The following is a 24,804-nucleotide window of genomic DNA, read 5'->3' as shown; positions in this document are numbered from 1 at the left end:
CTACCGAACGACTACCACAAACCCATCAATCCCCCGCTACTCGACGATCGAACCAGAAACGGGGACGCACAGCCGACGCAGACCTCGACCTATCCGCCGTTCCACAGAAGGACACCGACAACTACCGCCTCAACATCCTTCAACGTGCCCGGCCAGTCCTTCGACGAATCGAAACGGCGAAGAGCCGCCTCGGACCCCCGGCCGAACCGCTAGATGAACTCCCCTACACGGGTGGCGCAGAATGCCAGGACCCGTGTCATTCCACGTCAATTCATGCGCCTTTTCACCTCGTACTGTCCTGCCAAACACAAGCAACGGAGGTACGGACATGGTCGAATACACAAACACATTCAAAGTTGCTGCGGTGCAGGCACAGCCTGTGTGGTTCGACGCGGCCAAAACGGTCGACAAGACCGTGTCCATCATCGCGGAAGCAGCCCGGAACGGGTGCGAGCTCGTTGCGTTTCCCGAGGTATTCATCCCGGGGTACCCGTACCACATCTGGGTCGACAGCCCGCTCGCCGGAATGGCGAAGTTCGCCGTGCGCTACCACGAGAATTCCCTGACGATGGATAGCCCGCACGTACAGCGGTTGCTCGATGCCGCCCGCGACCACAGCATCGCCGTAGTGGTGGGAATCAGCGAGCGGGATGGCGGCAGCTTGTACATGACCCAGCTCATCATCGACGCCGATGGGCAGCTGGTCGCCCGACGCCGCAAGCTCAAGCCCACCCACGTCGAGCGTTCGGTATACGGAGAAGGAAACGGCTCGGATATCTCCGTGTACGACATGCCTTTCGCGCGGCTCGGCGCGCTCAACTGCTGGGAGCATTTCCAGACGCTCACCAAGTACGCAATGTACTCGATGCACGAGCAGGTGCACGTCGCGAGCTGGCCTGGCATGTCGCTGTACCAGCCGGAGGTCCCCGCCTTCGGTGTCGATGCCCAGCTCACGGCCACGCGTATGTATGCACTCGAGGGACAAACCTTCGTGGTTTGCACCACCCAGGTGGTCACGCCGGAGGCCCACGAGTTCTTCTGCGAGAACGAGGAACAGCGAAAGCTGATCGGCCGAGGCGGAGGTTTCGCGCGGATCATCGGGCCCGACGGCCGCGATCTCGCAACTCCTCTCGCCGAAGATGAGGAGGGGATCCTCTACGCCGACATCGATCTGTCTGCGATCACCTTGGCGAAGCAGGCCGCCGACCCCGTAGGCCACTACTCACGGCCGGATGTGCTGTCGCTGAACTTCAACCAGCGCCGCACCACGCCCGTCAACACCCCACTTTCCACCATCCATGCCACGCACACGTTCGTGCCGCAGTTCGGGGCACTCGACGGCGTCCGTGAGCTCAACGGAGCGGACGAACAGCGCGCATTGCCCTCCACACATTCCGACGAGACGGACCGGGCGACAGCCACCATCTGACTCGGGAGCACCCGTGGCGCCTCCGAAGCGCCACGGGTGTGTGAAGGGGCGAGACAGGGGAATCGGAGGATCACCGAGTACAACGCATCGTCGATCGCAGCGAGTCAGCCCGCCCGTAACCCCCGATAGGTCCACCCCACGTATCCCCGCCGGTCACACCTTATCGACATGGGGTAATCGAGGTCGTCGTGGCCTGTATCGACATCCAGAGTCCCTGAGCTGAAGGCGCCCACCACCCCATGTCGCGATGACCTTCTCGCCGCACCGCAGAGAGCCGACATCGAGACCGAGCCCGGCATCGCGATTACGGCTACCCTGAAAAGAACAATGAACGGGGTTAGCACCAGGTAGGTCGATGAACACTTTCTTCTCCTCTGACCAGGTCTCGGCACCCGATCGCGTCGCGCTCTGGCACGATGTCATCTGCCGCAGCTATGTCCCGCTCAACATCACCCTCACGAGCGAGCAACCCTTCATCGGTACGGTCTCGACGGGCAACTTGGGCACGGTACGTATCGCGACGTCCTCGTCACTGCCCCAGCAGATCACCCGCACTCGTCGCTTGATCAGCCAGGACGAGCGTGAGTACCTCATGGTTGGGGTGCAGTCCGCCGGCCATGCACTCGTGCAGCAGCACGGCAGAACTGCACGAGTCGGTCGCGGTGGACTGGTTTTCTGGGACACTCGCCATCCCTACGACATCCTGTTCCCGACAGACTGGAGAATGAGCGTATTCCAGTTCCCGCGATACTCTTTCGGCTTCACCGAAGATTTCATCGGTAGGATGACCGCGGTGAATGTCGGGGGCGATCGCGGTATCGGACGAGTGGTGTCATCCTTCATGACAAGCATCAACGATGCGACCGATGCAGGAGACTTGGCGGAGGTAGCTTCACTCCACAACAGTGCTGTCGATCTTTTGTCAGCGGCGATACGGACCGAGCTTGCCGATCAAGCCGCCGCCTCTGACGGCCTACTCGAGTGCGTGCTTGCGTATATCCGACAGAACCTGGCCGACCCGAACCTGTGTGCCTCACAGATCGCGGCGGAGCACAACGTCTCTGTGCGGACCCTCCACCGACTGTTCTCGGCCACGGGACAGGGCGTGGCCGAACACATCCGTACCCTCCGACTCGAGCGCATCAAGACTGAGCTGGCAGACCCAACGAGTCGGCGATATACGATCAGCGCGTTGGCGAGAAAATGGGGGTTCCTCGATCCCTCAACGTTTTCACGCGCGTTCAAAGACGCCTACGGCATCACTGCCCGAGAGTGGGCGGCTTCTGCATCAGCACCACCGACGGAGGCTTCGTAGAAAGAGCCCGGTATCCGGCCTACCCTTGTTCGCTTGCACACCGTTCGGTCCGTCACTTCCGATGAAGCCGGAGCCGGCAGGTTGGCTTCCTTCCGCAATTCGATCGCTCGGGGATTGTCCGGGGGCACCGCTGGTGACCTCCAGGACCATTCCGGCCTGGTGTCCGCGATCGGTATGCACCTGCCCCGATGCATCCGGGCCGCGAGGCCAGTGCTCGGCAGGACCCACCGGCGACGACGGCCAGCGTGACCCCTGGACCGGTCGGTCGAATTCGCGCCTGCCGACCGAGAGTCGGGACCCGGTGTGCCGCCGCAACGCTCCCGGCCGGTGACCGGATCGGCGGACGAGCACGCTAGGTGTCCATCGTCCTGTCCGTACATCAGCCACACCGAGTGTTCGCGTGCCGGTACGTAACCAGTCCCCCGGCTGGGTCAAGAGCCTTGCGATTCGCCGAGCCGGCCCTCCATCGGTGAAGCCGATCCGATCGGTGAAGTGCTGACCACCGGATGAGTAGCACCCGTTCCGACAGGTGTCAGCGCGGGGTCGCCGCGGTACTCGAGCCGAGTGGGAACATCGCACGTGCGTCGAGCACGGGGACCGGGGCCACCGTCGCCGCTGTGATCGCAGCCGTGGTCTCGGTGGTATCGAACGGCTATGGAGCCGACCTCGCGTCGTCTCCCCTGCGTACCGATGCTGACAGCTGCCGGCATATATCCGCAGATGTCGCTGCGGGCGTTCGGTGGACAGGCGCTGCGAGCAGCAGTGCAGCGCACTGTAGTCGGTGGCTCGACGGCGATCTCGTCCACCGCCAGAACGTGGTGCCGGCTGTCACCGACGTCGGAGTCCTACCGGAATCGATCACCCGGTTCGGTCACCAGCTGACCGAACCGGACCACCCCTTCGACCACACCACCCTTCCCTCCCTCAGGTCGAACAGAGTGACGACACAGAACGACCGAGGATCGCCCGGAAGGAGACGGCACAGACGGCTGCCGAGCCACCCCATTGCCGACCGGACCGCACCGTGCACCCAGCTGAGGGTCACATCAACGGGAAAGTTCGAGCCGCCTACACACCGGGGCTTGGCGCCGAGCAGGTGGACTCGGATCCGGAAGCCGCGAGCAGGCGCTGGTGCATCTCCGACGACCGGATCGGAGTGTGCAGCCCGCAGCGTCGGGCCGTGCCATGACGCCGTCGGTCACCAGCGCCTGCAGCATGTCCTGCTACTGCGGCGGGCAGCGAGAAAATCGCCTGTTCAGCATGCCGTCGGGCATCGCTGAGGTTGCCATGAGCATCATGTGAACCATCGATGGTGGGTGCATCCGTGTGGACGCAGAGCGCGAGTGGTCGACGGTGCACGAGCTTGTCGACTGTGGGGCCGTCCTCACCTCGGCCGACCGAGTACACCGGGTCTCGTTCAGACGCCGGATCCACGCGCTCGGTCGCTCGGTATCGGCGACGGCTGAGACGCAGGCCTGATGCCGGTACCACTCAGAACAACCCCGACAGTGGGTCCGGCAAGCTGGAACCGTTGACGCCCCTCACAGAAGAGAACTACAGTTAAGGAAACTGAACGATGTTATGGAAAATGACATGTCGATCAATGCTCAGAACACGGTCCGCGAATCCGGGTCACGGCGCGGTGCCGTGCGGGAGTTCAAGAAAGGACTGATACGCGATGCCGCGAAGCGCATCTTCGCCGAACGCGGCATCGACGCCGCCTCGATGCGCGAGATCGCCCAGGCCGCGGGCTACACAACGGGAGCCATCTACACCTACTTCGACACCAAGGAAGAGCTCTACGCCGAAGTGCTGCGAGACTCCCTGCACGCCCTGCAGTCCGAAGTGGCCACCACCGTCGAAACCTCACCCGACAGGCCGGCATCGGCCGCGGCACTGCACGGCTTGTGGTCCTTCTACGACACCCATCCCGCCGACTTCGAACTCGGCTTCTATCTGTACGGCGGAGTCCGCCCTGCAGGCCTCAACAAGAAGCTCGACGAGGAACTGAACACCCTGTTCGACCAAGTGATGACGTTGATCGCGAATGGTCTGATCACCGACGGACTGGCAACCGAGCAGACTGCACACCACCTCGCGGTGGTCCATGCCACCTGGGTCTTCGGATTGCTCCTGATGACAAAAACCGGTCGCGTGAAATCGGTCCGCGACGACGCCGAAGCCATGCTCGACAGCTACCTGAAGATGGTGGCTACGCACCAAAGGCTATGACCTGAAACAGAATCGAGAGACGATGACCGAACACTCCATGTCGATCGCTCCTACCGCCCGGGTGCAGGAGTACACCGACCGTTTTCGCGAGTTCCTCGACGAGGACGTCCCTCCACTCGAAGAGGAACTCGCGAAGCACAACGTCGGCACTGCCGGACAACCGAAGCTCGACAGTGAAGGCCGAATGCACCCGATCGTGTGGGAGGCTCGCCGTGAGGTGCAACGGCGCGCCGGCGCCCTGAACCTGTACGCCCCACACATCAGTGCCGAACTCGGCGGCGGTGGATTCAACCGCGTGGAGATGCACCACGTCGAGGAATTCGTCTACCGCCATTCCGGTCTCGGGCTCGGTTTGGCCGCCCTTGCATGGACAGAGGGCCCGAACCCCGCGAGCGAGCACATGTCGGAAGCGATGCGGGAGCGGTATCTCACGCCGTTGATCAAAGGTCAGATCACTGCTGCGTTCGCCAACACCGAACCCAATGTCGGCACTGATGTCCTGGGTATGGAGACCTGGGCGAAACAAGACGGCAGCGACTGGATCATCAACGGCCGCAAAGCATGGATCACCAATTCCCATTTCGCCGACGTATACCAGGTCGTCGCCGTCACCGAACCCGGCGCCGGAACCCGGTCGTTGACGATGTTCCTCGTCGATGCCGACACCCCCGGTCTCGAGCGCGGCCCCGACCTGCCGACCATGATGGACGACGGACTCACCGGCGAACTCGAATTCCGTGATGTGCGGGTGCCTGCGGAGAACATCGTCCGTGAGGTGGGCGACGGCTTCGCCCTGGCCATGTCCTGGATCAACTGGCGGCGATTGTGCCGCGGTGGCATGTGTTCCGGATGGGGCCAATGGCTCATCACACGAGCGATCTCCCGATCGCAGGAACGCAAATCCGGTGGCCGCCCCATCGGTGATCTGCAATCGATCCAGCACCTGATCGCCCGCATGGCTCTCGAGTTCTACCAAGCACGCTCGACCTCCCTGGTCGCACAAGCCGAACTCGACCAGTGGGGCGCGTTCGAGATCCCACTGCACAAGGAAGCGCCGCGCCTGATCAGCCTCCTCAAGATCATCAATGACGAGGCGTTCTACCGCCTGGCCGACAGTGCAATCCAGGTCCACGGCGCCAACGGTTTGCTGCGTGGCTCCCCGGAAGAAAAACTCTTCCGAGTGGCCCGCAACCTGCGGATCCCCGCTGGCACCTCCGAAGTGCAGCTCAACGCCATCGCCCGTGGCCTACTCCGCGAAGCAGCAGTGTCATGACCACCACGATGCGCCGCCTGACCGAGTATTCCCATGGCGGAGGATGCGCCTGCAAACTCCCACAGTCGATGCTCGACGACGTAGTCACCATGATGCGACAGGCCGGAGTTCCCCAGTCGGACGAGTCCGGATTGCTGATCGGACTCGACACCCCTGACGACGCTGCCGTCTACGCCATCGACAACACGAAGGCATGGATCGTCACCACCGACTTCCTCACTCCCCTCGTCGATGACCCCCGCGACTGGGGCCGGATCGCCGCCACCAATGCCCTGTCCGATGTGTACGCGATGGGCGGCCGCCCCCTGATCGCCCTCAACATCCTTGCCTGGCCCACCGACCTCGGCGCGGACATGTTGAACAAGGTTCTCCACGGCGGCGCGGATGCTGTCTCCGCCGCCGGCGCTCTGGTCGTCGGCGGCCACAGCATCACCGACCCCATCCCCAAATACGGCCTCGTCGCGATCGGTGAGGTCGAGCGCGACAAGATCCTCACCAAAGGTGGCGCTCGCCCCGGCGATCTACTGGTGCTGACCAAACCCATCGGGGTCGGCATCATCAGTACCGCAATCAAACGTGGTCAAGCCCCGCAGAACTCACGTACCGCTGCAGTCGCGAGCATGACCAGGTTGAACTCCTCGGCCAGCCGGATCGCCAGTGAGGCCGGGCTGAAAGGAGCGACCGACATCACCGGCTACGGATTGATCGGCCACCTGCACGAGATGGCGGCCGCGGCCGGCCTCGGAGCTCGCATCGACATCGACCGAGTTCCTCTTCTGCCCGGAGTTACGGCTCTGATCGCCGACGGCTGTTCTCCCGACGGAAGCCGCAGGACATTGGTCAATGCACTGCGGAAAGGGTGGTTCGAGCCTTCTTCGCTCCCGCAGGAGCAGCAGCTCCTATTGGCCGACGCCCAAACCTCCGGGGGGCTGCTTCTGGCCGTTCCACCCCACGATGCCGCCTCGGTCGTTGCCGCTCTGCGCGCCGGCGGTGATGCCCATGCCTGCGTGATCGGTGACTTCGTCGACGACGGCCGTCCCGGCGTCGTCACTGCTGAAACGAGCACACGATGACCGAATTCGGTTGTGTCACCGGCCGATTCCAGCCTGTGCACAATCAGCACATGGAACTGTTCGAGATCGCCCTGAACGAGTGCGATCACCTGGTGGTGGCGATCACCAACCCGGATCCGAGCGCACACCACGAAGAAGCAAGTTCGGCGCACCGACACACCCGGGCGGCCAATCCGTTCACCTACTTCGAGCGGGCCCGCCTGCTCGACGCTGCCCTGACCGACCACGTCCGGGCCGGACGAGTGACCATCGTGCCGTTCGACCTGACCCAACCGCAGCTCTGGCCGCAGTATGTACCCCACTCGGCACGGCATTTCGTGCGGGTTTTCAGCGACTGGGAACACGACAAAGCCAGATGGCTCGCGCAGGCCGGCTACGCGGTAACCGTCGTCGACGGCGACCCGGTAACCAAGCTGAACGCGACCGACATCCGCCAGGCGATGCTGGCCGGTGACGACAGCTGGCGACACCACGTGCCCGCAGCCACCGTGGCGTTGCTCAGCGAGCTCATCGCCACGAGCGTGCTGGAGGAACAGCCATGAGGATGCCCGGCTACGGCGAAACCCAGCCCCGCCTCGACGACGATCGGATGCCCGTCATCCTGGTCACTCTCGACGGGCTCGGGGACCGACCCGTCCCGGAGTTGTCGGGCCGGACCCCCGCTGAGGCGGCACGCACCCCCGTCCTCGACCGATTGACCGCCCGCGGGAGCAGCGGGTGGCACATACCGTTCGGATGGGGACGCGCCCCCGCCTCCGAACTGGCCCATTGGGCCATGTTCGGATACTCCGACATACCGTTTCCCGGACGTGCCGTCCTCGAAGGAGTCGGCGCGGGCATCGACCTACCGCTCGACGCCGCGACCACTTTTGCCGCACTACGCACGTCCTGCGTCCAGAACGGACAGGTATGGATCACCGGGCGCGTAGGTAAGGACGACGCTGCCGACGCCGATCGATTATTCGAGGAACTGGCACCGCTGTTCGACAAGGCCGACGCGCAGCTTCATCCGGTCGGTCGAGGGGAAGCGGTGCTCGTCCTCCCGCACCACACCCGCGGCGACGTCACCGACTCGGACCCCTTCTTCGAAGACTTCCACCCTTGGTTGCAGGTCACATCGGCCGGTCCGGAGGCGACAGATCTGGCCGAACACCTCAACGAACTGCTGCTGACCGCCCGGCGTCATCTCCTCACGAGTCCGGTCAACGCAGTACGCGCCGCCGACGGACGCCCCGCTCTCGACGTCATGACCACCAAATGGTCGGGCAGCCGGCGACCCGTGCCGGATTTCCTCACCCACGCCGGCGTGGCAGGAGCTGCCGTCACCAGCACCCGCCTCTATCGGGGCATCGCTGGGCTCCTCGGGATGCGGCACCATCACCTGCCTCCCGCCACCGATCACGGTGTGGATATGACCACACGTATCGAGGCGGCCGAGCACTTGATCGACGAGGGTGCACGCTTCGTCCACATCCACACCAAGGCCACCGACGAGGCCGGGCACACCAAACAGCCACGCGCCAAGCTGGACGTCCTCGAAGCGCTCGACCCGGCGTTCGAACGCTTCGAGTCCTTGTCGGATCGCGCCGTTATCGCGATCACCGGCGATCACGCCACTCCCTCGGTCGACGGCGTCCTGCACACCGCCGACCCCACCCCGCTCCTCGTCGTCGGCCCCACCGTGCGGCCCGACGCAGTCACTCGATTCGGGGAATCGTTCGCGCACCGCGGCTGGTACGGAACCGTCGCTGCCCGCGACCTGCTTCCCCTGTTGTTCGGTCACGCGAATCGGCCGGTGTTCCTCGGCCACCGAGCAACTCCGCGACAGACCCTCGCGTTGCCTGATAGCCCTGCCGCGATGCCGGCGGGCTGACCTTCCTTTCCCTGTCTGCACAGCACCGCTACGCTGAACGACGACTGTCGCCGCCACGTGCACCACTCACTCACCGGTTACACGAGGACGCCCCTCGTGCACCGTGTGCGGTACCGAAATCGGCCGTAGACCGTGCGGTCGTGCCTCGATGCCGGGGCATCCCACCACCGCCGCAAAAGCCGGGCAGGGGCCCTGCCGCCCGGCAATCCGCCAACGTGGGTGAGATAGGCGCCGGTCCGCAACCCTGACTCCGCGTTCAGAGCTGCCCATACTGTCTAGGCTGCGCGACCGAACCGGCGTTCGTAATCCTCGCGTTCACGCGAGGCGCGCGCCTGTGCCTTCGCACTGAGCAGATCCGGATCGAGACCGTGTTGCTGGAGTCGATGACGTTGCCAGATGCTCATCAACGCCACAGAAAAGTACATCCAGGGCAAGAGCAGCAACATCATCATCGAGACGGGAATCCATACCGGTCCCGGGATCAGCAGGAACAACAGCAGCAGCGGGATGACCGGCACATTCCACCGAAGAAGATATCGGCGCACGCCACCCGGCCCCAGGATGTCGTTACGGACCCAGTCCTGCATCTGCGGAGGCAAGGGGCGGCCAACCACATAGGCCAGGCGCTGAATCACGGTAGGTCGTGTGCGAAGTGGGGTCGTCACAGCGTTCCCTTCGTTGTATCCGGTGGCTCGGATGGATCTCGGGACGGACGTCGATCCGAACTGGTTATTGCATGTGCTGCAGCATCATTGAGAAGGGTCAGTGCCCGATGCAGCTCCTGGAGCTCCGCCGGCGAAACACCGAGCTTCTCGACCACGGCGACCGGGACTTTCTGGGCTTCGTTCCGCAGGGCTCGACCTTGGGCAGTGAGATCGATGACCAGTTGACGTTCGTCTACACGACTGCGCGAACGAGTGATCAGCTGTGAGGCTTCGAGGCGCTTCAACAAAGGCGAGAGCGTGGGCGAGTCCAGAGCCAGCGCTTCGCCGATCGCCTTGACCGACATCGGAGCTTTCTCCCACAGCGCCAACATCACCAGGTATTGCGGGTGAGTGAGGCCTAGAGGCTCGAGGATAGGCCGGTAGACAGCCAGGACGGCCCGGTTGGCAACGGCAAGCGCGAAGCAGACCTGCCGGTCCAACGCCAGGAGGTCGTCGTTCCCGATCGAAGCGAGGTCACCTGTGGTCACAGGACGAGCATACCGGACTCAGTCGTGCGCGAACGAATCGTGTGCGAGCAATATTTGAGATGTGCATCACCGGCACGACCTGCGATGCAGTTCGATATCCGAACAAGTGCGCCTCGCACCTGCGCACCCACTCCGATCCCTCGAAGTGTCGCGAATACCGAACCCAACGGCGCCACGCGCATCACCGGCCAGATACTTCATCAGTTCCCATTGGGTCGAGCGGCGACGAACCCTGCCTGGCCTGCGGGTCGGCACGATGCGGCGCCTCACGATCGACGGCCGGCATTCCGGACGGCGACGGGTCGGGAAACGGTGGGTCCCGTCCGGGGGCAGACCACCACCGCCACCGGCGGTGCATCGATCCGGTACATCGATCCGGTACATCGATGATGCGCACGTCACTGGACCTCGGGTACATCCCGCACGTAGGTCCGCCACTGCAGAGGAGGCCGATGCGCCTTACTTGTAAGGTTGTTCGTCGATCCACTTCTGCAGGCTGTACCCCAGCGAAGTCAACGACTTATCGAGCGTGGTCAACACCTCACCGGGGGATGCGGGAGACCTCACTCCCTCGCGCAGGACGGCGAGCACCACGGACTGCACCGCACCCCCGACAGCAGCCGGCACCACCGCCGCCGGACGCGTACCGATACGGGACGCAACGAACGTCGAGACGACCTCGGACCACACCAACCACCGTTGAGCACCCTCGGCCTGCAATTCCGGTGAGGCGTCGAGGATCCGAATCTGGGCGGTCCAGACGCCCTCGTCGTCGAGTCGGGCCGCTACCGTATCGATCACCCCGACCCGGATCGCCTCCATGACCGGCACCTCGTCGTCAACCGTGCCGAAGGAGCGCTGGAGGTCGCGGGTACTTTCCTCGAAAGGAAACCACACGAGTGCCGCTTTGCTGGAGAAGTACCGGAAGAAGGTGGTCTTGCTGATCCCCGCGGCCGCAACGATATCCATGATCGACGTCTCCGCATAGCCTCGTTCGAGGAACAGTTCGAACGCGGCGACCTCGACCTGCGCGCGAGACGACACCTGAGGACGCCCACGTCTGCCGGTAGCCATCGCATTCCCCCCTCTTTTCGACCCGAGACTTGATTTTGGGTACTCGGTACCGTAAATATAGGCGACGCGCGATGTGACCGATAAACATGATCTTGCAACACCACCACGATCCGTCACCCCCTGTAGGCGGACCGTGGTTCCCGGTCGGTGAACCGACCCCGTCCCGGATGCCCTGCCTGTCCCCCCCTCCAACGGGCAGGGCATCCGGGAACTTCCACACCGACCCGTGTAGGGCGGGTTGTGTCCTATCCGTTCGATTGAGGGGCCCGCCATGCCCCATCGATGCCGTTCGTCGGCGTTTGCTTGCGGGACAGCCGGTACGCCGATCGCTCCCACCGTCGGAGCGCTCTCCCTTATCGGAATCCTCTTTACGCTTTCCCACGAACGAGGGCAGTGCCGCTCACAGAGACCGATTCGGGAGTCCGACTGCTCGTTCGGCGCCGGGCATGATCGACTTGATTTTCGGAACCGGGTAGCATAATTATAGTTGAATGCTCGATTACCGCTGCTGTCGTCCGAGCTGAACCGCCCGGACGATCACCTCCGGCACGTAGATGGCAGGTCTGATCGCGATCGGCAGACCCGTTCTCCCGACGGGACGCCTCGGCTCCACCGAACGACATACGACCAAGGAAGACCGTTCTCTGATGATTTCCAGCCTCGTAATCCGGCCTCTGGCTCGCGCAATCGCAGTCGTACTGATCGTCGCCGATACCGCCCTCGCCACCCGAGTGCCGGCCCTGCCCGGCTGGGATGAAGACGGCTCCGTCGCCCGGAGCTGACGTCGCAGGGACATCACCCGCACAACGCTGTGCCGCTTCCGGCGATCACCGACACGCCAACGCACCGAACCGGCACCGAGATGACCGAGACCACATCATGAAGCGTTGACGGCCTCATACCGTCGCGCGGCGAGCAGGACCGAGCACGGCGACATTGCCGGGTGCCGCAGCCGCCGGCAGGTCGAGGACCGTCGACGTACGCAAGCGATGCAGCAGGAACGCTGCCCCGAGCCGGCTGCGCCCGAATCCCTCGAACGGGTTGAAACCGAGTGTCGCAGTGATGGTATCGATCCTGCTCTGAAGCGTGCTGTGGTGGATGTTGAGCAGTCGCGCCGCTTCCCGAACGGACTGCGCAGCGACGACGGCATCGATCGTCTCCATCCCCCAGGCGTAGTGTGCGATGGCCTCGACACGGTCGGCGTCGCTGTGCGGAGCGTGCTCATCGGCGTCGGCAAGCAGTTCGATCAGACCCCCGTAGGAGTCGGCCACAACCTGGGGTTCCTTCGGGGTTCGGCACAGGCGCAGAGCGACCATCGCGGTCCGGAACGACCGATCCAACGAGTCCGGCGGCGTGGCTGTTCCGATACCGCACGGCGAAGCGCCGAACGGCGGGTACCGCTCCGGCACAACGATGGCGTGGACCGGACCGAACGGGGTGGCGATCACGTCCTCCGGGCCGGCGGGATGATTGCGCCACACCGCGAACAGCGGTGCCACAACGAGGCGATACAGGCCCGTTGCCGACAATCCGAGCGCACTCGCCGCGGTCAAGCGCTCGTCGGGAATGCTCTCGCGACCGGTGAGTATGCCGAGGTGGCGGCGATTGTCGATCTCCCGGGCTCCACGCCCGTTCCGGATCCGCACAGCCAGTGCCAAGCGCTCGAGGATGAGTGCGTCGTTCGGCCCAGCAGCACCGTCGCGTTCGAGCCAGACGTCGATGCCGTCCTCCGACGCCACGTGCAGGTTCGAAGGATCTGTCGGCGATTGACCCTGCACTGCTTCACCTTTCGGAGTGACTCGTAGAGTCCGCGGCGGGACGCTCTGCCGGAACCCTGCAGTACAACCGGCCAGCGCGGCAGCGGTTGCGAGCAGGGCACGGGTGTTGACGTTGCCGACGATCAACTCGTCGAAGCACGCGATGACACGCAGACCCAAACTGGCGCTGGGATCGAGGCGGGCGATCCGTCCGAGTAGCTCTTGCATATTCGTTCCTGCCCTCAGTCCGCAAGGATTTTCTCGACCCAGGTGTTGCGGGTCCGGATCATGGACCGGCCCACGCTGGTGTGCGGGGCGAAAATGTCGCACGCGTGAAAGGCGCCGGACCATACGTGCAACTCGGCATCGCCACCGGCTTGCCAGATCCTGTTGGCATAGCCGATCGCCTCGTCCCGGAAGATCTCGGCCGCACCGACGTCGATGAAGGCCGGCGGCAATCCGCGCAGATTCTGCGCGCGGGCCGGGGCTGCATACGGCGAGACAAGGTCGGTGCCCCGCTGCTCACCCAGCAGGGCGGTCCAGCCGGTTTCGTTGCTGATCCGGTCCCACACACCGATACCGTCGAACTGCTCGATCGAAGCGGTCGTGCACCGGTCGTCGAGCATCGGATAGTCGAGCACCTGCCCACACAACCGGGGACCACCGCGGTCCCGCGCAGCCAGCGCGAGACCGGCTGCCAGTCCGCCACCGGAGCTGGCACCTGCGACCAGGATCCGGTCCGCCCGCACGTCCAGATCGGTGACATGCGCAGCCAACCACTCCAGGGCGGCATACATGTCCTCACGCGGGTAGGGGTCGGGATACTCAGGGGCCAAACGATACTCGACCGTGACAAGAACCGCCCCCAGTTCGGTCACCCAGTCCAGCACCAGGTCCAGGCCGCTGAACATGTCTCCGAACATCAATCCTCCGGAGTGCGCGTACAGCACCGCAGGACGGGGCCCGCTGAAGTCCCGGGAACGAAGCACCGCAGCGTTGACGGCAGCGCCATCACCCCCGGGGAAGGTCACGTCGTTCACCGCGATCCGTCGGCGGTCGAATTCCTCGTCCATCGGAGGGGACGCATAGGACGTACGCATGAACTCGATCAGGTCCGCAGTGATGGTCGGAGGGAACATACCGCCTACCACAGCCAATCCCGCCTTGAGTTCGGCATCGAATGGTGGACGGGGCACTGCTCGGGCCATCGTCACCTCCTCGAAGACTCGCATCGAGGATACGGCGGCCGCTCGACCGAGGGACCCGCCATTCGGCGGGGAAACAGAGCGAAACTGCGCCGCTGCGTCGGTTGAGACACCCATCACACTCTTGTGAAACTTGGAGCAGCGTCACTGTCGACCGAACGAGAGGAACAACCCCCATGTCCGATACCCAACGCGTCGTCGACTCAGCCCGCGAAGTCATCCACACCACGGTGAACAGCGGTGCCGTGCCCGGAGTAGTAGCGGGCATGACGAACGACCAGGAAACCCTGTTCATCGAGTCCGCTGGGGTACGGTCTGTCGACAACGATCAACCGATGACCGATGACACCGTCTTCAGCATCTTCTCGACCACCAAAGCCCTCACCGGCACCGTGGCGCTGCAACTCGTGGAATCCGGTGATCTCGACCTGGATTCCCCGGCCGAGGAGTACGCGCCCGCGATCGGCGAACTCCAGGTCATCGAGGGCTTCGACTCGAACGGCGAGCCGATGCTGCGAGCACCGAAGACCGACATCACGACCCGCCAACTACTGCTGCACACCGCCGGCTTCGGATACGACTTCTTCAACGAGACGTACAACCGCCTCGCCGAGAACCACGGTCAGCCCAGCATCGTCACCGCCACCAAGGACGCGCTCGAGACACCGCTGCTGTTCGATCCCGGCACCCAGTGGGAGTACGGCTCGAATATCGACTGGGCAGGCCAGGTGATCGAAGGCATCGTCGGCACCCGCCTTGGCGAGGCGCTGAAGACACGAGTCCTCGACCCCCTCGGCATGACATCGACGTCCTTCACTCCGTCCGACGACATGCGCGCGCGTCTGGCGACCATGCACCAGCGCACCGACGACGGACTCCAGGCCACCGATTTCGTCATCCCCACCCCGCCCGAGGTCGACATGGGTGGGCACGGACTGTTCTCCACCGTCGGTGACTACCTCGCCTTCATCCGGATGTGGCTCAACGACGGCGAGGCAGACGACGGCACCGTCATCCTCCGCCCCGACACCGTCGAGTGGGCGACCAGAAACGACCTCGGCGACCTGACCGTGAAGATGCTTCCGGGTGTCATCAGGTCTCTGTCGAACGACGCCGAGTTCTTCCCTGGCCAGCGCAAGGGCTGGTGCTACACGTTCATGACCAACGAAACCGAAGCACCCACGGGCCGTCCCGCAGGCTCTCTCGCCTGGGCAGGCCTGGCCAACCTCTACTACTGGATCGACCGGCACAACAAGATCGGAGGCTACTGGGCGACGCAGATCTTCCCGTTCGCCGACCCCAGCTCGCTCGGTGGTTACCTCGACATGGAGACCGCCGTCTACCGAGCCCTTTCCTGACCCCGGTTCCATCCCGGGCCGCGGCACCGGACATCGACCTCGATCCGTTGACCGCTCGCGTAACCGGCGCGCTCGCCGAACAGCCACACGACGACATCAACGAGATCGGGTGAAATCCCCACCCGACGCACGGACACCACACCGCTGCGGGTGTCGAAACACCCGCAGCGGTGTGGTGTTGCCACGCTGTTCGAGGTCTGGGTGCAACAGGTCGAGCGCGAACACCGTCGTCTCCCACGGGCTTGCCGCGAGGGCCGCACCTTCCGACAGTCACCGCTACCGCACGCAAGGCCATAGGACGACTCTCGGATCACGCATTCTGCGCGATCACACGTGGATGCCGAACGTGTCGATCTTGCGGTAGAGAGACGACCTTGCGATCCCCAGCAATTTCGCGGCGGCGACACGATTGCCACCGCTGTCCCGTAGCGCAGCCACTATGGCATCGCGCTCGACTCTTTCCATTGCCGTCATCGTCCGGCGAGGCGCGGAGCTGAGCGCTGGAGGCAGATCAGCTACTGCGATCGTTCCCGCGGGCTTGGCGCGAAGTACGTGATTGAGAGTGCCGACCAGTTCACGGACGTTGCCGGGCCAGTGGTACTTCTTCAGGGTTCGCATCGTGTCGTCGCTGAAAGCGGTTTCGCGGTGAGGTGCAAGGTGCATTCGGATGATGTCCGGGATGTCATCGGGGTGATGACGCAATGCGAGGACCTCGACGGTGGCGATGAAATGCTCGGCGAGAGCAGAATCCTGAAGTGCTTCCCCATCAGTGGATGTGGTCGCGACGATCCACCGAGCGGGGTACCGGTGCTGGTCGGCGGATATGAGGTCGGCAAAGAGCTCATCGGTGCTCGCGTCGAGTCGGTCGATGCGACGAAGGACGATCGTGGTCGCCGCGGAGTCGAGCGCAGTGCGCAATTCCTCGTGAGCGGACTTTTCAGCAGAGCAATCCACGACGACAATCGGGGCCTGCGGATTCTTGTACAGGTGCATGCCCCGAACGAGAGTGAGTTTGCCGCTTCCTGGTTCACCTTTGAGGATCACGTTGGCATCTGTCGCGGCGAGGGACGTCAACTCCCCTCGACACCGGTTCCATTGGAGCGAAGACCCCGCCACCCCCGGAAACACGGGAACCGTGCGCCGGGGTTGCATGATCTTCGTGGGACACGATGTCGCCTCGACTTCGAAGACGATGCCGGCGATGTCGCCGCCATGTTCGACGAGAGTGCGCTTGACGGTGATGCTACCTCCGGACGGAAGGCGCAGGTCGAACTGGGCAACTCGTGACGGATCGAGCATCGACTGTGCTTCCTCGCGGAGAAAAGCCTCGTCGATCGGGTCGAGAAGGCGCGAGCCGATCTCGTTCGACATGAAAACACCGCAACTGAGTGAGTACACCGCCGTCTGCCGGCGCCGACAGGCGACGAGGAACTCGCCGAGCACGAGTTGTTGCTTGATCGATCCCGTGGCGCGAAGAGCCGACTCGATATCACGAGCCGCTCCAAGGGCGAGCTGGCGCATCAACGGGTTCGATGTGTGGGTCAAGCCTGTGATGTCGATCAGTCCTTCGACACGGCCGGTGGTGGGGTTGTGAATGGGCGCGCCGGCACAGGTGAAATACTGGATCGATTCGTGATAGTGCTGAGCGCCGTCGACGTAGACGGCCATCCCGGTCTCGAGGGCTGTGCCCACTCCATTGGTACCGACGAGCTCTTCGGCGTAGGTGAACCCGGGAGCGAAGTACACCTTGTCCAGCTTCGCGGCGAGGACGGGATCATTGTCCCGCCGGACCAGCACACGCGCATGCTCGTCACTCAACGCGACACTGAGGGACATGTCGGACAGGTCGTCATGGAGCCGATCGAGGATCGGCAGGGCGCATCGCACCAGTCGTCGGCGAAGATCGAGGTCTTCGACGTACTGCAGCTGTGGAAGGTGCGAGCCGTCCGGGATGACACCCGCCTGACGTGAGCGTCGCCATGACTGTGCGATGAGGGGTGAGACGTCCTCGGAGGGGGAACCGGCGAGGTCATGGAGATGCCGGGCGGTGGTCACGCGGCGCCGGCGGTTATCACTGTCCATCACATTTCCTTGCAGGTCGCAGTACTGCCATCCCCCTCAATGTGCCGCACATCACATTCTATGAATGTCCCAGAATAGGACATCGATCTGCCGTCTCCAACGGCAGTAGCGGGGCGGGTACGGCCACCCCGCCGGCCGGAGATCGGCACTCGCGGTCCGCACCGCGCCTACTCCTCGGACCACCGACTGCCGCGATCCGGGGTGCACACCACCATCAGGAGACTGACGTCAGGTCGTCGACGGCGACCGGATCACCGGGCTCGGCTTCACCCCCCAGGGGAAGCCGAGCCCGTTCCATCACCTGCCCCGCCCTACGCATAGAGGTCGACATCGCCGGCAACCGCGCAAGAATCTCGATGTTCTCTGCCGCCACGACCGCCGGCGGGCACACTCACTACCGTCCCGCCCACGTGAACCGTTGTCGTGGCGGCACCGCTTCAGACCTCGATCGCGAGAAGATCCGCAAGGTGGCGGTCGATCTGCGGCATGTAGGTCGGAGCGACAGCGAACAGGCCCAAATGCCCGAGCACATCTTCGACCACGCGCAGTTCACTGCCCTTGATCAGTTCCTGCTCGGCAGCACAGTCGCGGACCGGGAACAACTGGTCTTCGTCGATGGGAATCACGAAGGTCTTGGCGGTGATCCGTCCGAGTGCAGCGGCCAGGTCTCCCCCGGTATGCCGAGAGACGTCGCCGCGTTGCCAGGCCCAGGATTGAGTGAGGAGTGCGTTGGGATCCATCGCCGTGAAGTAGGGCTCGAGGAATCCGGTCAGGAACGCGTCCAGGGATTCGAACTCCATTGCTCGCCATACTTCTTGCTTCCAGAACTCGGTCGAGAATCCGAGCACTCCCCAGATGTGAGCCTGCCTGGTGAGGCCGTCGACGACCTGCGTATGCGAGGTGTATTCGCCGCCGTTCCAGCCCGGATCCGACAGGATCGCTTCGCGCATGATCTCCGCGATCAAGAAATCACCGGGAGTGTTGCGTGCCGTACCGGCAATCGGTGCGGCGCGCAGAACCTTGTCGGGGAACCTCACTGCCCATTCGTAGGTCTGTTGAGCTCCCATGGAGCCTCCCGTCACCAACGCGAGGCGTTCGATACCGAAATGCTCCCGGAGCAGCCGCTCCTGGGCCACGACATTGTCCCCGATCCGAACACGAGGGAAGTTCGACATGGCGATCTCTGCGTTGACGCCGGTGGCGTTGTGGGGAGACGTCGACAGACCGTTGCCGATCTGATCCACGCAGACGATGAAATACTTGCTCGGGTCGAGAGCATGGTCAGGACCGATGTATGCGTCGCGCCAGATCTGGTGGGTCCCCGAGTACCAGGTGGGGATGAGGATTGCGTTGTCCTTGGCTTCGTTCAGCGTTCCGAACGTTGCCACTGCGAGCCGGCAGTCCGGGATCGAGCCACCCTCCTCGAGGTCGAGGGCTCCGATGCCGATCAGGTCGTAATCACCGTGGAAGTCGTGCGTGTAGTACGGGTTGTCGATCATCGAGATCGTCCTCCTGAGCTATGAGAAAGCGGTAGCAGCGCGTGCTCACCCGATGACATGTGCGTACGCCGCCGTGAGACGAGCAGTGGTCGACCGCAGGGGTCGGATATCCGAGAAGGTCAGCTCAGCTGGAATCCCTTGTAGCCGGCCGCGGCGGCCGCGAGAGTGAGTTCTCGATAGGTGCCGACCCCGCCGGTGTAGGACAGCACGCGACGAGGTTTTCCGGGAACGTTCGCGCCGTTGTACCAGGAATTGGTCTTCGAGATCAGCGTGGCATTCGCGGTTTCGTCGTGGTGGGCGACCCATTCGCCCTCACCCTCGACGGTCGGTTCGATGACGGTGTACCCGTGCTCACGCATGTGCCGGATGCATTCGGTGATCCATTCGGTCTGTTGCTGCAGACAGGTGGTCATGTTGCACAGAGCCGCGGAGGGGGCGAGTGGGGCACCGGTGGTCAGCATGTTGGGATAGCCGTGCACCATCAGGCCCATCGTCGTGCGGATGTCACGCGACCAGTCGCTCGTGAGCGATCGGTCCTCACGTCCACGGATGTCGATTCGTGTCAGCGCGCCGGATCCCGCATCGAATCCCGTGGCCAGGATGATGACGTCGACTTCGTGCAGCGTGCCGTCGTCCAACAGGATCCCTTCCGGGACGATTCGGCTGATCGGATTGGTGCGCACCCCCACTGCTTCGACATTCGGACGGTGGTAGACCTCGAGATAATTGGTTTCCAGCGGTACCCGGTGTGTACCGAAGCCGTAGTCGGTCGGAATCAACAGTTCACACAGCTTCGGATCCTTCAGTCGCGCACGCATCTTCTCTCGCACGAACTCGGACACCTGCTCACTGACCTCGTCATCGGAGAACACCTCCGCGAAAGAAGCGAGCCAGAGCTTGAGTGAACCGTTGTCATAGATCTCTTCGAGCCTTTCCCGCCGTTGCTCGGGAGTCAGGTCGACCCATGCATGCTCGAAGTCGTACTCGAAGCCACTGAACGTATGCGGCAACGTCGCGCGAAGTTCCTCGAAGCGCTCCTTGTACGCGGCAACATCCCGGTCGTCGTAGGACGGATTCTTCATCGGCAGGGCGTACTGCGGTGTACGGATGAACACCTTCAGATGTTCGACCTTGTCGGCGATGGTCTGGATGACCTGGATCCCGGTGGCGCCGACACCGATCACTGCGACCCTCTTGCCCGCGACATCGGCGCCCTCCTTCGGCCATCGAGAGGTGTGGAAGATCGGGCCGGCGAAGCTTTCCTGGCCCTCGAACACCGACGACATCGGTGCCGACAGCATGCCGGCGCAGGTGATCAGGAACTGGGTGGCAATCGTGTCCCCGCGATCGGTGCGCACGATCCATCGCTTCGAGTCCTCGACGTAATGCGCACTGGTGATCGTCGTCGAGAATTGGATGTCGCGACGCAGATCGAGACTGTCGGTCACATAATGCAACCACTGCTCGATCTCGGGTTGGCCGGGGAAACGCTGACTCCAGCTCCAGTTCTTGTACAGCTCATCGGAAAACAGGTACTGGTAGATGTAGGCCTCCGAATCGAATCGAGCACCCGGATAACGATTCCAGTACCAGGTGCCGCCGACGTCGGAGGCGGTATCGAAGGCGCGCACCCGCAGCCCCAGCTCGCGAAGCTGATGCAGCTGATACAAACCGGCGACTCCCGCACCGATGATCAACGCGTCCAGCTCGAGTGACACCTCGGTATCAGCAAGTCCGACCGCAGAGGAAGAGTGAGGCGACATGTCCTAGCCTTTCTGTAGTTCAGGTCACGTGGAAGCCATCATCGTGATGTGCGCCTCACTCAGCTGTCCCATCTTCGGACACTTCCCGGCTTCGCTGGCATGGATATCACCGAGTCCGGCGCCTCTCGCATCGCCAGCACCCCAGCAGAACCGATCTACAACTCGGGGATGTTTTCGACGACGCGGTGGGCAACCTTCGACACAGAGGCCTGTAATACATCCGAAATATACTGTCGTGCAATGATTCCTACCACCAGTCCAGTTCCGGGCCCATCTTGCCGCATGCTCGACACCGCCGCGATCGCGATCTCGATTCGGGTCGCTGTCGCACCGATATGAGCACACAGTCGGCGATCCGACACATTCCGGCCTTCCAACCGCGACCGTTGGCTGCCACAGAATCCGAACTCTGTTCTGGTAGCTGCAATTCGAATTGACATCGACTGATCCCTTGCGGCCGGGATCCGCCACGAAGACGGGACGAATCACAGCCTCCCGACGACCCGAACGAAGGGGACATTCGACGAAACATGGACACCAGACCGACCGGGCCTGTTCAAAATACGCATGATCTTGCAGAAAACGAATAATCTGCACGAGCACCGCCTGATCTTCTCGTCGGCGATCTTCTGCTGACGAGGAGAGCCGACGGGGCACGACACTTCCGGCGCAGGGGGCCGGAGTCGTCGATTGCCCCGTCGGCGGTCAGGCGACCGGCCGCGTCACCGGTCGCGATCGAACTCAACGCGATGACGGAAGGAAACGAGCGGGAATCCGACACCGACGGACAGCGTGGCGTCCGCCACCGCCACGGCCGGCGTCCGCCGAAGGAGAGGCCAATCGTTTTTGCTACGGCCTCAGCCTTAGTCCGTACATGGACGCAGACTCGTCCATACATCGTGCAGCCGACGAACTCGACCTTTGACTGCCTGAGGGAGATCGGGCGTACAGCCCTTCACGGTGCGCCGCGTCGAGTCGGCAACCATTCAGCGAAGGAACCGCCGCGACCGAGGAGGCGAGGCTGTCCGGGTCGCTCCGTTGTCTTGGTCTGGTTTGAAACATAAGTCGCGTTAGGTACGCTGCTGTCGCTGCTCGGGGGGCCGAGATCGCAGTCCTGCCCGGACGGTTCGGCACGCGACCGCCGGCGCAGGTGCTCGAGCGTGCCTTGGTAAGGAACACTGATGTCACACGAAATGCACCATTTCGATCTGGGACTGTGGGTGCTCTTTCTCGCCTACGGCACCTCGATCGCCGGGTCCTTCGTCGGCCTGTCCTGCGCTCGCCGAGCCGCTACCACCCCCCTCGGTCCGACGCGCTGGCGCTGGTTGGTGATGGCAGCCCTGTCCATCGGCGGTGTCGGGATCTGGATGACCCACTTCATCGCCATGATGGGCTTCGCGGTGCCCGGCACCATCATCCGCTACGACCCGATGCTGACGATCCTCTCGGCGGTCATCGCTATCGGCGCGACCCTGTTCGGGCTGTGGCTGGTCGATCTACGGGCCTTGGCCGGGCGTCCGATCCTGGACAGGTCGGCGTTACTGATCGGCGGCGCCGTGATGGGCGTCGCGGTGAGCCTGATGCACTACTGCGGCATGGCCGCTATCCGCATTCGCGGCGAACTGTCCCACGACCCGGTACTCGTCGCCGCCTCGGTGGCTATCGGGATCGGGGCGTCCATCGCCGCGTTGTGGTTGGTACGAACGGCATTCATTCGAGCCACCCGTCTGCTCGGCGCGCTGGTGATGGGTTGTGCAGTGGCGGCATTGCACTACACCGGCATGGCTGGAGTTCACGCGTCCTTGGACCCGACGGCCACCATGCCGGAGGGCGCGACGCTCCTCGATTTGATGCTTCCGGCATACATTTTCGGCACGATCATACTGGCCGCGCCGCTCGTCGCATTGGTGCTCGCTCGCCAGAGTGCCGACACCGAGGTCGACGAAGCGATCGCCACGTGGAGCGCGGAGATCAATGATGCTGTCCCCTACCCCGGTGGCCGGGGGCAGGAGGCCACAGCTGAACTCGACACTGGTCGGGACGTTCCGCGTCGACCTGCCGATCCCCTTCGCAAGGGTGATGTGCAGGTAGTGCCACACGAACGAGTGCGGTAACCACCTCTCTGGTGAAGGACCCACCGTTCGGCGGGTCCTTCACCAGACCCCGGCGCACGAGTGTTTGTTGAGGGCAGGGGCATTCGCCGGTCTGGATGCTGCCACCGGTGATCAGTGTGCGATGTACTTGGTGGCGAGATACTCGTCGATACCTTCGACCGATCCTTCGCGGCCGAAGCCGGACTCCTTCACCCCTCCGAAGGGTGCGGCCGCGTCGGCGATGATGCCTCGGTTGATTCCGACCATGCCGGTCTCGAGTGCGTTGGCGACTCGGGACGCTCGGTCGAGATTCTGGGTGTAGAAGTACGCAGCGAGGCCGTATTCGGTGTTGTTCGCCGCCGCGATCGCTTCGTCCTCCGTATCGAAGGTGGTGATCGCGGCTACCGGGCCGAAAATCTCCTCACGCAGCAGCCGCGCGTCGGGACTCACGCCATCGAGAACGGTCGGGGAATAGAACGTTCCCGGCCCGTCAGGACGGCCACCGCCGATGCGGATACGTGCACCCTTCGCGACGGCGTCTTCGACCAGAGCATCGACGGTGGCGCACTGCTTCGCGGTGATCAGCGGTCCGATATCGGTTCCTGCGTCGAGACCGTGTCCGGTGCGCAAGGCACCGATGCGTGCGGTGAACTTCTCGCTGAACTCTTCTGCGACGCTACGTGCGACGTGGAATCGGTTGGCTGCTGTACATGCTTGGCCGCCGTTGCGGAATTTTGCAGCCATCGCGCCGTCGACCGCTGCATCGACATCAGCGTCATCGAACACGAGGAAGGGGGCATTGCCTCCGAGTTCCATCGACATCCGCAGGAGCCGATCCGCCGATTGACGAACCAGCAGCTTGCCGACACCGGTGGATCCGGTGAACGTGATCTTGCGCAGATCAGCACTGTCGATCAGTGGTGCGGTCAGCGCTGCAGCATCGGAGGTCGGCAGAATCGACAGCACACCCTCGGGCAGACCCGCATCGGCGAAAATCTGACCGACGAGCAGCATCGCCAAAGGCGTTTCGGCCGCTGGTTTGACGATGATCGAACATCCGGCCGCCAGTGCTGGACCGATCTTGCGCGTGGCCATGGCCAACGGAAAGTTCCAGGGGGTGATGGCCAGTACCGGCCCGACCGGTTCTCTGGTGACGACGATGGTGCCGGTTCCCGAGGGGGACGGCGAGACTCGCCCGCTGATTCGGTTCGCTTCCTCGGCAAACCAGTGCAGGAATGATGCGCCGTATTCGATCTCCGCATACGCCTCGTGGAGCGGTTTACCCATCTCGAGAGTGATGGTGCGCGCGAGGTCGTCTGCCCGCTGGTGGATGAGTTCGAATGCGGTGCGCAGTATTTCGGCACGTCGACGCGAGGGAGTCCGCGCCCAGTCCCCCTGCACAGCAGTGGCGTGTTCGAGAGCTCGGCGTCCATCCTCGGGCGCGGCATCGGCGACATGCGCAATCACGGCACCGGTCGCGGGGTCCTCTACGGGGAAAGTGGTGCCGGTAGACGAATCGACGAGTTCTCCACCGACCCAGAGTTGGGTGGGGACGCCCGCGGGGAGAGTGTGGGTCATAGCTCCTG

At 63.6% G+C, this 24,804-nt stretch carries 18 protein-coding genes; 9 read left to right on the top strand and 9 right to left on the bottom strand.

The genetic code is table 11. From position 1 onward, the window contains the following. Positions 1-253 precede the first annotated feature (253 nt). The 7 genes from BLV31_RS04995 (at position 254) to BLV31_RS04965 (ending at position 9,195) form a co-directional block, all read left to right on the top strand. Positions 254-1,429, top strand: a complete 1,176-nt coding sequence (locus BLV31_RS04995) for a carbon-nitrogen hydrolase family protein (RefSeq protein WP_230826513.1) — start codon at positions 254-256, stop codon at positions 1,427-1,429. A gap of 355 nt (positions 1,430-1,784) precedes the next feature. Further along, a complete protein-coding gene (locus tag BLV31_RS04990) occupies positions 1,785-2,744 on the top strand; it encodes an AraC-like ligand-binding domain-containing protein (protein ID WP_006553303.1) in 960 nt (319 codons plus the stop codon). A gap of 1,593 nt (positions 2,745-4,337) precedes the next feature. Further along, a complete protein-coding gene (locus tag BLV31_RS04985) occupies positions 4,338-4,976 on the top strand; it encodes a TetR/AcrR family transcriptional regulator (RefSeq protein ID WP_006553302.1) in 639 nt (212 codons plus the stop codon). A 22-nt stretch (positions 4,977-4,998) separates the two neighbouring features. Next, positions 4,999-6,249 carry an acyl-CoA dehydrogenase family protein gene (locus BLV31_RS04980; RefSeq protein WP_039584671.1) on the top strand — a complete coding sequence of 417 codons (1,251 nt, stop codon included), beginning with the start codon at positions 4,999-5,001 and terminating at the stop codon, positions 6,247-6,249. A gap of 8 nt (positions 6,250-6,257) precedes the next feature. Further along, positions 6,258-7,322 (top strand): selenide, water dikinase SelD, encoded by a 1,065-nt coding sequence (gene selD, locus BLV31_RS04975; RefSeq protein WP_371850705.1) that lies wholly within the window; start codon positions 6,258-6,260, stop codon positions 7,320-7,322. Further along, the gene (locus BLV31_RS04970; RefSeq protein WP_006553299.1) at positions 7,319-7,864 is read left to right on the top strand and encodes an adenylyltransferase/cytidyltransferase family protein; all 546 of its coding nucleotides are present in this window, start codon (positions 7,319-7,321) and stop codon (positions 7,862-7,864) included. Before selD ends, BLV31_RS04970 begins: the two co-directional genes overlap by 4 nt. Beyond that, positions 7,861-9,195 (top strand): BPG-independent phosphoglycerate mutase family protein, encoded by a 1,335-nt coding sequence (locus tag BLV31_RS04965; RefSeq protein WP_039958329.1) that lies wholly within the window; start codon positions 7,861-7,863, stop codon positions 9,193-9,195. The genes BLV31_RS04970 and BLV31_RS04965 overlap by 4 nt, the downstream gene beginning before the upstream one ends. 275 nt (positions 9,196-9,470) lie before the next feature. On the opposite strand, the gene BLV31_RS04960 is transcribed toward BLV31_RS04965, so the two are convergent. The 5 genes from BLV31_RS04960 to BLV31_RS04935 form a co-directional block, all read right to left on the bottom strand. Continuing rightward, the gene (locus BLV31_RS04960; RefSeq protein ID WP_255312755.1) at positions 9,471-9,830 is read right to left on the bottom strand and encodes a DUF5313 family protein; all 360 of its coding nucleotides are present in this window, start codon (positions 9,828-9,830) and stop codon (positions 9,471-9,473) included. Between the two features lie 26 nt (positions 9,831-9,856). Then, positions 9,857-10,387, bottom strand: coding sequence for a MarR family winged helix-turn-helix transcriptional regulator (locus BLV31_RS04955; protein WP_072740544.1), 531 nt, complete (start codon positions 10,385-10,387; stop codon positions 9,857-9,859). A gap of 459 nt (positions 10,388-10,846) precedes the next feature. Then, positions 10,847-11,461: an acyl-CoA-like ligand-binding transcription factor gene (locus tag BLV31_RS04950; RefSeq protein WP_039584677.1), complete on the bottom strand. Its 615-nt coding sequence runs from the start codon at positions 11,459-11,461 to the stop codon at positions 10,847-10,849. 896 nt (positions 11,462-12,357) lie between these two features. Further along, complete coding sequence (locus BLV31_RS04940; protein WP_037215951.1) at positions 12,358-13,446, bottom strand: helix-turn-helix domain-containing protein; 1,089 nt, start codon at positions 13,444-13,446, stop codon at positions 12,358-12,360. Between the two features lie 14 nt (positions 13,447-13,460). Further along, positions 13,461-14,357, bottom strand: coding sequence for an alpha/beta hydrolase fold domain-containing protein (locus BLV31_RS04935; RefSeq protein ID WP_039584680.1), 897 nt, complete (start codon positions 14,355-14,357; stop codon positions 13,461-13,463). Between the two features lie 242 nt (positions 14,358-14,599). Here BLV31_RS04935 and acmB point away from each other — a divergent pair, with 242 nt between their 5' ends. Further along, positions 14,600-15,781 carry a methyl acetate hydrolase AcmB gene (acmB, locus tag BLV31_RS04930; RefSeq protein ID WP_006553291.1) on the top strand — a complete coding sequence of 394 codons (1,182 nt, stop codon included), beginning with the start codon at positions 14,600-14,602 and terminating at the stop codon, positions 15,779-15,781. A gap of 327 nt (positions 15,782-16,108) precedes the next feature. Here the strand turns inward: acmB and BLV31_RS04925 are convergent, their stop codons facing one another. The 3 genes from BLV31_RS04925 to BLV31_RS04915 all read right to left on the bottom strand — a co-directional run bounded on the left by BLV31_RS04925 (position 16,109) and on the right by BLV31_RS04915 (position 21,125). After that, complete coding sequence (locus tag BLV31_RS04925) at positions 16,109-17,836, bottom strand: sigma-54-dependent Fis family transcriptional regulator (protein ID WP_232512527.1); 1,728 nt, start codon at positions 17,834-17,836, stop codon at positions 16,109-16,111. 464 nt (positions 17,837-18,300) lie between these two features. Next, on the bottom strand, positions 18,301-19,362 hold the full coding sequence (locus tag BLV31_RS04920; RefSeq protein ID WP_024102233.1) for an alpha/beta fold hydrolase: 1,062 nt from the start codon (positions 19,360-19,362) through the stop codon (positions 18,301-18,303). Between the two features lie 119 nt (positions 19,363-19,481). Next, complete coding sequence (locus BLV31_RS04915) at positions 19,482-21,125, bottom strand: flavin-containing monooxygenase (RefSeq protein WP_064060773.1); 1,644 nt, start codon at positions 21,123-21,125, stop codon at positions 19,482-19,484. 1,181 nt (positions 21,126-22,306) lie between these two features. On the opposite strand from BLV31_RS04915, the gene BLV31_RS04910 reads away from it, so the two are divergent. Further along, a complete protein-coding gene (locus BLV31_RS04910; RefSeq protein ID WP_254778501.1) occupies positions 22,307-23,239 on the top strand; it encodes an MHYT domain-containing protein in 933 nt (310 codons plus the stop codon). A gap of 111 nt (positions 23,240-23,350) precedes the next feature. Here BLV31_RS04910 and BLV31_RS04905 read toward each other — a convergent pair whose 3' ends face one another. After that, the gene (locus tag BLV31_RS04905) at positions 23,351-24,796 is read right to left on the bottom strand and encodes an NAD-dependent succinate-semialdehyde dehydrogenase (protein ID WP_039584682.1); all 1,446 of its coding nucleotides are present in this window, start codon (positions 24,794-24,796) and stop codon (positions 23,351-23,353) included. Between the last annotated feature and the right edge of the window lie 8 nt (positions 24,797-24,804).

Source organism: Rhodococcus pyridinivorans (assembly GCF_900105195.1).
Taxonomy (GTDB): domain Bacteria; phylum Actinomycetota; class Actinomycetes; order Mycobacteriales; family Mycobacteriaceae; genus Rhodococcus; species Rhodococcus pyridinivorans.
Note: the sequence above shows the minus strand (reverse complement) of the source record. Positions and strands in the feature narration are given on the sequence as shown.